Here is a 12099-nt window from a genome sequence, read left to right as displayed (position 1 = left end):
ACGAGTAGTTCGAGGAAGCGATGGAGAGAGGGAAGGAGCGTACTCAAGTACGTGACTGACTGAGCGACAGAAGCTGACGAAGAAATACGACGTATATTGGAAGCCGACAATAGTCTAGTGATGATGGCAAAGAGGTCACACCCGTTCCCATACCGAACACGGAAGTTAAGCTCTTTAGCGCCGATGGTAGTTGGGGGCTTCCCCCTGTGAGAGTAGGACGTCGCTAGGCGCAAAAAGTCGCTGCTGATAAAATCAGTAGTGGCTTTTTTTATGTTCAAAAGTAGAAGGAGACATTTCAACCGAGTAATTGGTGAAATGTCTCCTTTATTATTTTATACAGTTGCTGCTCGTAACTCTATACGACGAATCTTGCCCGAAGTTGTTTTTGGTAGTTCATCGATAAAGACAATACTACGAGGATATTTATAAGGAGCTGTTAATGCTTTAACGTGCTCCTGTAGCTCTTTTGTTAACTCCTCTTCATCTCGATCTCTGAACCCTTCTCGTAAGATGACGAAGGCTTTAACAATATGTCCTCTAATTTCATCTGGTGCTGCAACAACAGCACATTCTTGTACAGCTTCATGTTTATTTAAAGCATCCTCTACCTCGAATGGACCAATTGTATAGCCTGATGAAATAATAATGTCATCTCCTCGACCTTCAAACCAGAAGTAACCGTCTTCATCACATTTTGCTTGGTCACCAGTAATATACCAATCGCCACGGAAGGCAGCTTGTGTGCGTTCAGGTTCGCGATAGTACTCTTTAAATAGAGCAGGAGATGATTTGTGTATTGCGATATCTCCAACCTCTCCAATCGGTACCTCGTTGCCTTCATGATCTATAATACGGACAATATTGCCTGGGGTAGGAACACCCATTGACCCCGGACGTAACTCAGTGTTTTCAAGTGTGCCGATTAATAAAGTGTTTTCCGTTTGGCCATAGCCATCGCGCACTTTAAGATCAAAGTTGTTCTTAAATGTTTCGATGACTGGTCGATTTAATGGCTCACCAGCAGAAACTGCACTACGTAGAGAAGATAGATTATAGTCTTTTAAATTATCAAGCTTCGCCATAATTCGATATTCCGTTGGAGTACAGCATAATACATTGACCTTTTCATCTTGAATTAGCTGAAGGTATGTTTTTGGATCAAATCCTCCGTGATATACAAATGCAGTTGCGCCCAACATAATTGTGGATAAAAATGGACTCCAAATCCATTTTTGCCATCCTGGAGCTGCTGTAGCCCATACTAAATCACCTTCGCGTACACAAAGCCATTGAGACGCGGCTGTTCTAATATGTGCATATCCCCAACCATGAGAATGAACAGCTCCTTTTGGTTTGCCAGTTGTACCAGACGTATAAGAAAGGAATGCCATATCATCTCGTTTAGTAGCAGCTGCCGTAAATGTATCTGGCTGTGTACTAGCCAATTCATTTAAAGATGTCCAATCACCTATAGCAGAACCTATAATCAATTTATTATTTAAAGCCTCTACTGAAGAAGTAATACGATCAACCTCACCAATGAACGCTTCATAGGCAATTACGGCACTTGCAGAAGAGTGCTCCATACGATACTCTAAATCACTAGCACGTAACATTTCTGAACATGAAATAGGAACAATACCAGCTTTTAGGCAGCCAAGGAAGACAAAGTAAGCCTCAGGCAAACGTGGAATAATAACTAATACGCGATCTCCCTTTTGAAGCCCCTTCTTCGTAAAGGCATGCGCGTATTGATTCATTTTTTGTACAAGCTCAACATAGGAAATTGTCTGGCGCTCTTGTTGAGTATTTAGCCATCGTATTGCTTGACGGTCATTATCCTGGGAAAATTTCTCTAACTCCTCTGTAATATTATAAAATTCTGGTGCAATTAAATCGTTTGTTACCATGTGAACATTCCTCCCCCAAACAAATTTAATAGAAAATTCATAAAACTATTCTCATTTTAACAATTACAATAATATACAGCAAGAATATTTTATACATAGGATAGAAATATTAGATTTAATAGAGAACTATTATGGTATTTGTTAATGTCCAGGAAGGCTTCGACAAAAAATATAAAAATTTTCACAAAAAGTATTGCATAATTTAGTGTGCTTGCTATAATAATAAATGTACTTAAGAGGTTTTAAAAACCAAATTGAATACTATTGTTCCGAAGTAGCTCAGTTGGTAGTAGCACCTGACTGTTAATCAGGTTGTCGCAGGTTCGAGTCCTGCCTTCGGAGCCATTTTTTTGCTCATTTTTAAGATAATCTTATACATATAAATAATTTTAAAAAAGTGTTGCATTAAAAAACAAATAGTGTTAGAATAAATATTGTCTTGTTTGAGACATTGAAAAATGGCCCCTTGGTCAAGTGGTTAAGACACCGCCCTTTCACGGCGGTAACACGGGTTCGAATCCCGTAGGGGTCACCATTTTAAAAGCTTTGTAGTAATGCGAAGGCTTAAAAAGAATATAAACTGTTAAGAAATAAACACCTGTTTCTATGGAGGATTAGCTCAGCTGGGAGAGCATCTGCCTTACAAGCAGAGGGTCGGCGGTTCGAGCCCGTCATCCTCCACCATAATGTGTTATTTCGGAGGGGTAGCGAAGTGGCTAAACGCGGCGGACTGTAAATCCGCTCCTTAGGGTTCGGCGGTTCGAATCCGTCCCCCTCCACCAGTTTTTATAAATGATTGGGGTATAGCCAAGCGGTAAGGCAACGGATTTTGATTCCGTCATGCCTAGGTTCGAATCCTAGTACCCCAGCCATTTTTTTCTTTTATGAGCCATTAGCTCAGTTGGTAGAGCATCTGACTTTTAATCAGAGGGTCGAAGGTTCGAGTCCTTCATGGCTCACTTTTTTATAGAATAAAACTTATTCAAAAGTGTTACATTAACTACAGATACTAATCTCTTGCTGAAAACAGTAGGAGATTTTTTTTATGTTTTTTTTCTGACTCTTCATCGAAATATGTACTTAACTGCACATTCTACTCCGGGAGAGCGCTTTCTACAAACATAGTCTAAAGCCTCCTCGTTGCTCATACTTCGCTCCTGCGGTGTCTGAGATCTCACGGCTATTCCTCCAGAAAGTTTTGCTCTGTGACGACAACAAAGCGACCGTAGCTTCTCGCCTTCCTTCGCGCCATATGCTTTCATGACAACAAACCTTTTAATGAAGACTAGATTTTAGTTGTATAAATATGCGAAAAACTGTTGAGTTGAGCCAAGGTAGATGTAGGCTTTACAATAGTCTTACAACTCAAAGGGGGTATGGAAAGATGAATAAATTAAATATTTCTATTATTGGTGTGCCTACTGATTATGGGCAAACACGTAGAGGAGTAGATATGGGACCAAGTGCTATTCGCTACGCAGGTGTTGTAGAACGCTTAGAGGCAATTGGTCATGAGGTACAGGATCAAGGGGATATACGTGTTAGTCAGAAACAAGAAGGTACTATTGTGGATAAACAACTATTAAATTTAGAGGAAGTTATTGATGTAAGTACATCTTTAGCAAACAATGTAAATGAAGCATTGGAACAGAAGAAGTTTCCACTTGTATTTGGTGGTGATCATAGTATTGCTATTGGTACACTTGCAGGGCTTGGCGAGCATTACAAAAACTTAGGCGTTATCTGGTTTGATGCACATGCTGATTTAAATACTCCTGAAACGACACCGTCTGGTAATATACATGGTATGCCGTTAGCTGTTAGCATTGGGCTCGGTCATGAACGCTTAGTGCAAATTCGTAATTATGCGCCAAAAATTAAACCGGAAAACGTTATTATTATTGGGGCACGTTCTGTAGATCCAGGAGAGCGTGAATTGATTCGTCAACAAGGAATCAAGGTGTACTCAATGCATGAGATAGATCGTCTTGGTATGACGCGTGTAATGGAAGATGCTCTGGCCTATTTAAGAGAGCGCAATGTAGATGGTTTGCATTTATCACTCGATTTAGATGGGTTAGATCCACTTTATACGCCAGGGGTGGGGACACCTGTACCTGGTGGTATTACGTATCGAGAAAGTCATTTAGCGATGGAAATGATTCAGGAATCAGGTATGCTAACATCTGCTGAATTTGTTGAGGTTAATCCGATTTTAGATGAAAAGAATAGAACAGCAGATGTTGCTGTTGCATTAATGGGTTCTTTATTTGGTGAAACACTAGTTTAAAGAAATTTAACAAAAATTTGCCTATTGCCACAATGTATAAAAATCTTTTGATATAATTAATAACAAAATGAAACTTTTCTTATAGTTGGGTCGTATAGTATAAGACAGTTGTAAAGGTGGAGAAATCAACACAATGGATGCGTTCGTAAACAAGAAAATAAAACAAGTGCTTAAGGGCGATCAAAACGCATTTGCCGATATTGTGAGTCTCTATCAGCACAAACTGTACCAAGTATGCTATAGGATGTTAGCAAACAAGCAAGAATCTGAGGATATTGCTCAGGAAGCGTTTGTTCGTGCCTATATGAACTTGCATACTTTTGATCAGAAAAGAAAATTTTCGACGTGGCTTTATCGTATAGCGACAAATCTCTGTATAGACCGCATCCGGAAGAAAAAGCCGGATTATTATTTAGATGCGGAAGTAGCTGGTACAGAAGGGCTTGATATGTATTCGCAAATCGCAGCAGATGATCAGCTACCAGAGGAACAGGTAGAGCAAATGGAATTACAAGATCGGATTCAATATGAGATTGGATGTTTGCCGGATAAATACCGTTCAGTTATAGTGTTGAAATATATTGAAGAATTATCGTTGCAGGAAATTAGTGAGATTTTAGATATGCCTCTTGGAACGGTGAAAACGAGAATTCACCGCGGACGTGAAGCATTACGTAAGCAATTAAACAATCTGTAGGAGGGGAAGCGTCATGAATACTTGTCCAGAGCATATTATAGACTATATGCATGATTATTTAGATGGTGACATTAGTCGTGAGCATGAGCAAGAGTTAAAACAACATTTGCATACATGCAGTGATTGTAAACAATTGATGCAGGAATTGAGTGAAACAATCGCCTTTGTGAAGAGTGCTTCCCATATTACAGCACCTCCGCATTTTGAAGAAGCTGTGATGGCTCGTTTACCGAAACCCAAAAGTCGTGTAGGCATACAAAAATGGATTCGCCGGCATCCGTTCTTTGTGGCAGCAGCAGTTTTTTGTTTATTCATGAGTGCAACTTTACTTGGTAATTTTATGGATGACCAGCATTTCTCCGTGACCACACAACCAAACCTAGTTGTTGAAGGGCAGACGGTTATTGTGCCTGAGGGAGAAGTTGTAAAAGGCGACATTGTTGTTAAAAATGGTGATTTAATTGTTGAAGGTGAAGTGGATGGCAATGTCACAGTTATTAACGGACAGTATATGGCATCTTCAGCAGTTGTTTCAGGTAAAATAGAGGAAATTGACGAAGCATTCGAATGGCTCTGGTATACGATCAAAAATTCAGTAAAAGATGCCATAACATTCGAAGAGAACCAAGAAACTAAATAACACTCTATACGTCCTAAAAGATAGTGCACGTGAGAGGCTGAAAGGTCTACTCTTTTGAGTAGACTTTTTATTTGAAAAAAGTTACATTTGTTAAGGATGTGCTATACTAAAATGTGTATGTATTCGCAATGAAAAGTGGGGGATGCCACATGCAAATTATCGAACAATTCACAGATTTAACACCCGTGAATATTGTTATTAACTTCATAGATGTACTGCTTGTTTGGTACGTTGTTTATAAAATTTTAACCCTCATTAAAGGTACGAAGGCTGTCCAATTATTAAAAGGAATTTTCGTGATTATTATTGCGCGCATCGCTACTGATTATTTAGGGTTACAAACTTTAGGTTGGATGCTAAATCAAGTCATCGAGTTCGGTTTCTTGGCGATTATTATCATTTTCCAACCTGAAATAAGACGTGGTCTTGAACAAATTGGTCGAGGTAAGTTATTCCAACGTTCAACTAGTCAAGTGGAGGAAGAGCAAACCAGACTTATTGAGGCCATGAAGAAATCTGTTAGTTATATGGCCAAACGTCGTATTGGGGCGTTAATTTCTATTGAGAAGGAAACTGGTCTAAATGAATATATCGAAACAGGCATAGGTCTAAATGCTGAAATTTCATCAGAGTTACTGATCAACATTTTTATACCTAATACACCACTTCATGATGGAGCGGTTATTATGCAGAAAGATAAAGTAACGGCAGCAGCCTGTTATTTACCGCTTTCTGAAAGCCCGTTTATCTCAAAAGAGCTTGGGACACGCCACCGTGCTGCACTTGGCTTAAGTGAAGTGACAGATGCCATTACTATTGTTGTATCAGAGGAAACTGGTGCCATCAGTATTACACTGAATGGTAATCTACACCGAAATCTTACTCTAGAGGAATTCGAAGGTCTGTTACGTAAAATGTGGTTCGGATCAACACAAGAATCAAATGCAGCCTCTAAGTTGACTTGGAGGGGGAAAAAGAATGGATAAAATGATGGATAGCCCTTGGGTGTTACGAATCATCGCATTAGTTCTAGCTTGTTTGTTATTTTTCTCCGTTCGTACTGAATTATCTCCTTTAAGTAAAACAATAACAAGTGAGCAAACAACGGTAATTCGCGATGTACCAGTAGATGTTTTTTACGACGATAAGAACCTTATTGTTACAGGGATACCAAAGACTGTGGATGTTACAATAAAAGGACCGATGCCGCTTGTTATACAAGCACAGACATCGAAGGATTTCTCCATATTCGCAGATTTAAGTAAATTACTAATTGGTGAACATACCGTAGCGTTGAAGTACGAGAATATTTCTGATAAGTTGCAAGTTACATTAGACCCAGCGACTGTAAAGGTAAGTATTGAGGAAAAGGTCACGCAGGAATTTCGTGTTGACCCTGAGATGAATAATCGTTTAATTGAACAAGGCTATATATTAGAAGGCATGACTGCTAATCCAGCTACGGTGTATGTTACAGGTCCCAAAAGTGTTATTGAAAACATTAGTTATGTAAAAGCTACTGTAACGGGTGAGCAAGGCATGAAAGAACCGTTCTCACAGGTAGCGACAGTTAAAGTACTAGATCGTGATTTAAATAAGTTAGATGTGAAGATTGAACCAGAAACTGTGAAGGTACAAGTAGATATTGGAGCATATAGCAGAGAGCTGCCTGTTGTGCTTAAAGAAGTAGGGAAAGCGGCGGATGGTATTATCGTCAACAAATTAACATTTAATCCTACAACGGTGAAAGTGTATGGTAGAAAATCTATCATAGATGCTTTAACGGCCATACCAATAGAGGTGGATCTATCAAAAATTACAGAATCAAAAACTTATGAATTTGATGTGAAATTACCAGAAGGTGTCACAAGTAGTTCTGCTTCAAAAATTAAAGTGAAAGCAGATATTACGAAGGTAGAGCAGGAAAAAACAACGACTACAACAACGACTACGACTCCTGAACCTACACCTGATGCTAAGCCCGATACTAAGCCTGATAGTAAGCCTGATACTAAGCCTGATCTTAATCCGTCGCCTCCTTCAGAGGAATCTAACGATCATTCTGAGGACAACACGACTACTGAGAAAACAGAAGATATTGATTCTTAAACAATAACTGACTATAATTTTATTTTGATTCAGTAGAGATTTTGTTCTCTATCGGTAAGGGTATTCATTTTCGAATTTGAAGCATTAACGAAAACGAGGTACTCAGGCTAAAATCAAAATAGCCTATGCTAAATTAATCTGTGCTGACTAGAAAGTGTAACGCATTACAAGCCCAGATAAATTTGGATAGGGGCATAATTAATGGTTACAGTAAATGAACGAAAATAGACTTTTCCAAAAGTAAGCAGATGAGCGGTCTAGTTGTCAGTGTAGACAAGCATGACCACCATCTTGCATTGAAGGAGAGAATAATCAAAATGGGTAAATATTTTGGAACAGATGGCGTCCGTGGCGTCGCGAATAGTGAATTAACACCGGAATTTGCATTTAAGCTTGGCCGCGTAGGTGGCTATGTTTTAACAAAGGATGCAACTGACCGTCCAAAGGTTTTAATCGGTCGTGACACACGTATTTCAGGTGAAATGCTTGAAGGTGCACTTGTAGCTGGTCTTTTATCAATCGGCGTAGAGGTAATGCGTCTTGGTGTTATTTCTACACCAGGTGTGGCTTATCTTACTCGAATTATGAGCGCAGATGCAGGCGTCATGATTTCAGCTTCACATAACCCAGTTGCTGACAATGGTATTAAATTTTTCGGTCCTGATGGCTTTAAGCTAACAGATGCGCAAGAAGCCGAAATCGAAGCGATACTAGATGCACCAGAGGATACATTGCCACGTCCAATCGGGGCAGATTTAGGCTCTGTAACCGACTACTTCGAGGGTGGACAAAAATATATTCAATACTTAAAACAAACAGTGGATGAAGAATTTGATGGTATCCATGTAGCATTAGATTGTGCGCATGGTGCTACGTCTTCACTAGCTACACACCTATTTGCAGATTTAGAAGCTGATATTTCAACGATGGGTGCCTCACCAACAGGCTTAAATATTAATGACGGTGTTGGCTCAACACATCCAGAGGGCTTAGCTAAATTCGTTACTGAAAAGGGTGCTCATGTTGGTCTAGCATTCGATGGCGATGGTGACCGTTTAATCGCAGTAGATGAAAAAGGTAATATTGTTGATGGTGACCAAATTATGTTCATCATTGGGAAGCACTTGAATACAGTTGGTCGTTTGAAAAAGCAAACAATTGTTTCGACGGTTATGAGTAATATGGGCTTCTACAAAGCTGTTGAAGATCATGATATGCAAAGTGTACAAACAGCTGTAGGTGATCGTTATGTCGTAGAAGAGATGCGTGCCAATGATTATAATTTAGGTGGCGAGCAATCTGGTCATATTGTTTTCCTAGACTTTAATACAACGGGTGACGGCTTATTAACAGGTATTCAGCTTGTCAACATCATGAAAGCTACAGGTAAAAAACTGTCAGAGCTTGCTTCTGAAATGAAAATTTTCCCACAGCGTTTAGTCAACGTACGTGTAACAGACAAGCATGCTGTAACGGAGAATGCAAAGGTTGCTGCAGTGATTGCTGAGGTAGAAGCTGAGATGGCTGGGAACGGTCGCGTTTTAGTGCGTCCTTCTGGTACAGAGCCACTTGTACGAGTAATGGTGGAAGCGGCTACAGAGGCAGACTGTGAGCGTTATGTAGAGCGTATTGCAGATGTTGTCCGTGCTGAAATGGGCTTAACAGAATAAACAGTCTATAACTCGATTTCCTTAAACAAGGAGGTCGAGTTTTTTTAGGTTCCATAATATTGGTTGGAGTATCTGTACAATTAAAGGCGATTATGAATACAGGGTGCAAGTTTCCTATTGTACCTGTAGAAACAAGAGTGACGGAGGATAGAAGAGCCAAGGTGATGGGTAGAACTTTATAAGCCGCCAGAACGTTTGGGGAAGCTTCATATTGTGCTTCTGCCTTGACATGAATCCCTTGTAGTAAGAAGTTACAATAACAAGAATTAGCATCATATTTCTAATAGAATTTCCAGTTATTGTTTTATAGCAGATGTTTGTCTACATTTTGTCACTAAAAAGAAGGGTAAGTAGGTGTTTTTTATAACGAAAATTTGACGTACAGCATATGATTGAGTATGATAGTGAAGTTGAAGATGAGGTCCGACCTTATCATTTAACGAGCGCATAAGGAGGGAAGGAAGCGCAAAAACGGAAAACAATTATAGCGCCTGAGCTGAAGAAATTGGACGAAAGTATCTTCAGCAGACGAGGTGGAGGTTTATCGAAAGTTCGGCGGATGCCTCCCGATCGACATACCCGATTGTCACTTTTCATTTTGAAAGCATTTGAGTGATTGAATGTACAGAAGATGGAGAAGGTATAGTTAAAGCAATAGATAAATAGAGAATCTCTCGTATCGAATGATAACTCTTCAGACGGCTGAATGAGTGTTGATAATATGCATGTATTTGTATGTTTATTTTATCTTTTAGTGGGTGTCCAAACACCTGCTAAATCGGACGCAATTATGCCGAGGCAAAATGATAAATAAGCATAGCTTTTACGTTCATAAAAAATTTCGATAGGCTGAGGTCAAATTTGTCATTGCGTCAAATTGACAATATCGGAGGATAAGAAATTTATGTGTGGAATTGTAGGATATATTGGTGAATCAGATGCAAAGGAAATTTTATTAAAAGGTTTAGAGAAACTAGAATACCGTGGTTATGACTCAGCGGGTATTGCAGTACGCAATGAAGATGGTGTAACAGTCTTCAAAGAAAAAGGACGTATTGCAGATTTACGTGAAGCTGTAGACGAAGACGTTGCTGCTAAAGTAGGTATTGGTCATACACGTTGGGCAACTCACGGTGTGCCGAACCGTTTAAACGCGCACCCTCACCAAAGTGCATCAGGACGCTTTACGCTAGTACACAATGGTGTGATTGAAAACTATCATTTATTACAAAAAACTTATTTAAAAGGCATTCCAATGAAATCTGATACAGATACAGAGGTCATCGTGCAATTAGTAGAGTTATTTGTGAAAGAAGGTCTAAGTACGACTGAGGCGTTCCGCAAAACTTTATCTTTATTACACGGCTCTTATGCATTAGCTCTTTTAGATGCAGAATCGGCTGATACGATTTTCGTTGCGAAAAACAAATCTCCACTTTTAGTAGGTGTTGGTGACGGCTTCAATGTTGTAGCTTCAGATGCGATGGCGATGCTACAAGTAACAGATCAATATGTGGAGCTACACGATAAAGAAGTCGTAATCGTACACAAAGCTGGCGTTGAAATTACGACATTAGACGGTACAGTAGTAGAGCGTGCACCTTATACAGCAGAGCTTGATATGAGCGATATTGAAAAAGGTACTTACCCTCACTATATGTTAAAAGAAATGGATGAACAGCCAACAGTTATGCGTAAAATTATTCAAGCATACGAAGGCGAAAATGGCGAATTAACAATCGACGCTGATATTTTAGAAGCATTACGAGCAGCAGACCGTCTATACATTATTGCAGCCGGCACAAGCTATCACGCGGGCTTAATCGGTAAGCAATATTTCGAAAAAATGGCTGGTATTCCAGTGGAAGTTCATATTTCAAGTGAGTTCGGCTACAATATGCCATTACTATCAGAAAAACCATTGTTCATCTTTATTACACAATCAGGTGAAACAGCAGATAGCCGTCAAGTACTAGTGAAAATTAAAGAGCTAGGCTACCCAACGTTAACAATCACAAACGTACCAGGCTCTACACTATCACGTGAAGCGGATCATACGCTTTTATTACATGCAGGCCCAGAAATTGCAGTAGCTTCAACAAAAGCGTATGTAGCACAAGTAGCTGTACTTGCTCTAGCAGCATATGTAACTGCGAAAGCTAATGGCAAAGGCTTAGAATTCGATTTAAAACAAGAGCTTGCGATTGCAGCAAACGGTATCCAAACAATTATCGATTCAAAAGATGTCTTAGAGGATATCGCAGAGGACTACTTAAAGATCGCACGCAACGCATTCTTCATCGGCCGTAACATAGACTTCTATGTAAGCCTTGAAGGTGCCTTAAAGTTAAAAGAAATCTCTTACATCCAAGCAGAAGGTTTTGCAGGAGGCGAGCTAAAACACGGTACGATTGCCTTGATCGAAGAAGGTACACCAGTGTTTGCCCTTGTAACACAAGAAGCAGTAGCATTAAATATCCGTGGTAACGTCAAAGAGGTAGCTGCACGTGGAGCATACCCATGCATTATTGCAATGGCTGGCGTAGATGAAGATGGTGACCGTTTAGTAATCCCTCATGTGCATGAATTACTAACGCCTCTTGTATCTGTAGTGCCATTACAATTAATTAGCTATTATGCTGCCTTACACCGCCGCTGTGATGTAGATAAACCACGTAACTTAGCTAAATCGGTAACTGTTGAGTAGTTGATTAGTTAGAGTTCGCTACTATTGTAGCTTTGAAACAAAGTCGCGATGTTTATAAAAAAGATGCGACGTTTAA

The 12099-nt window shown here is 39.6% G+C and carries 8 protein-coding genes, 6 tRNA genes and 1 rRNA gene; 14 read left to right on the top strand and 1 reads right to left on the bottom strand.

Annotated features, from left to right (window positions below; genetic code table 11):
• Positions 1–113: 113 nt before the first annotated feature.
• Positions 114–229, top strand: a 5S ribosomal RNA gene (gene rrf, locus AB9L17_RS24080).
• A gap of 103 nt (positions 230–332) precedes the next feature.
• On the opposite strand, the gene mbcS is transcribed toward rrf, so the two are convergent.
• Positions 333–1910 (bottom strand): acyl-CoA synthetase MbcS, encoded by a 1578-nt coding sequence (gene mbcS / locus AB9L17_RS24075; RefSeq protein ID WP_068985089.1) that lies wholly within the window; start codon positions 1908–1910, stop codon positions 333–335.
• A 268-nt stretch (positions 1911–2178) separates the two neighbouring features.
• On the opposite strand from mbcS, the gene AB9L17_RS24070 reads away from it, so the two are divergent.
• The 13 genes from AB9L17_RS24070 (at position 2179) to glmS (ending at position 12023) form a co-directional block, all read left to right on the top strand.
• Positions 2179–2255, top strand: a tRNA-Asn gene (locus AB9L17_RS24070).
• A gap of 115 nt (positions 2256–2370) precedes the next feature.
• Positions 2371–2445 (top strand) — tRNA-Glu (locus AB9L17_RS24065).
• Between the two features lie 73 nt (positions 2446–2518).
• Positions 2519–2594, top strand: a tRNA-Val gene (locus AB9L17_RS24060).
• 14 nt (positions 2595–2608) lie between these two features.
• Positions 2609–2692 (top strand) — tRNA-Tyr (locus AB9L17_RS24055).
• Positions 2693–2707: 15 nt separating this feature from the next.
• Positions 2708–2782, top strand: a tRNA-Gln gene (locus AB9L17_RS24050).
• Between the two features lie 14 nt (positions 2783–2796).
• Positions 2797–2869, top strand: a tRNA-Lys gene (locus AB9L17_RS24045).
• A gap of 425 nt (positions 2870–3294) precedes the next feature.
• On the top strand, positions 3295–4200 hold the full coding sequence (gene rocF, locus AB9L17_RS24040) for an arginase (protein WP_068985088.1): 906 nt from the start codon (positions 3295–3297) through the stop codon (positions 4198–4200).
• 133 nt (positions 4201–4333) lie between these two features.
• Positions 4334–4897: an RNA polymerase sigma factor SigW gene (gene sigW, locus AB9L17_RS24035; RefSeq protein WP_068985087.1), complete on the top strand. Its 564-nt coding sequence runs from the start codon at positions 4334–4336 to the stop codon at positions 4895–4897.
• Positions 4898–4910: 13 nt separating this feature from the next.
• Positions 4911–5537 (top strand): anti-sigma factor family protein, encoded by a 627-nt coding sequence (locus AB9L17_RS24030; protein ID WP_068985086.1) that lies wholly within the window; start codon positions 4911–4913, stop codon positions 5535–5537.
• Positions 5538–5686: 149 nt separating this feature from the next.
• Positions 5687–6523 carry a diadenylate cyclase CdaA gene (gene cdaA / locus AB9L17_RS24025; protein ID WP_068985085.1) on the top strand — a complete coding sequence of 279 codons (837 nt, stop codon included), beginning with the start codon at positions 5687–5689 and terminating at the stop codon, positions 6521–6523.
• Positions 6516–7646 (top strand): CdaR family protein, encoded by a 1131-nt coding sequence (locus AB9L17_RS24020; protein ID WP_083227030.1) that lies wholly within the window; start codon positions 6516–6518, stop codon positions 7644–7646. Before cdaA ends, AB9L17_RS24020 begins: the two co-directional genes overlap by 8 nt.
• 317 nt (positions 7647–7963) lie before the next feature.
• Positions 7964–9316 (top strand): phosphoglucosamine mutase, encoded by a 1353-nt coding sequence (glmM, locus tag AB9L17_RS24015; protein ID WP_068985084.1) that lies wholly within the window; start codon positions 7964–7966, stop codon positions 9314–9316.
• Positions 9317–10220: 904 nt separating this feature from the next.
• Positions 10221–12023: a glutamine--fructose-6-phosphate transaminase (isomerizing) gene (gene glmS, locus AB9L17_RS24010; protein ID WP_223557080.1), complete on the top strand. Its 1803-nt coding sequence runs from the start codon at positions 10221–10223 to the stop codon at positions 12021–12023.
• Positions 12024–12099 lie beyond the last annotated feature (76 nt).

The sequence above is a fragment of the Lysinibacillus sp. RS11 genome, from assembly GCF_042019215.1.
Classification (GTDB): domain Bacteria; phylum Bacillota; class Bacilli; order Bacillales_A; family Planococcaceae; genus Lysinibacillus; species Lysinibacillus xylanilyticus_A.
This window is presented reverse-complemented; position numbering and strand designations above follow the sequence as displayed.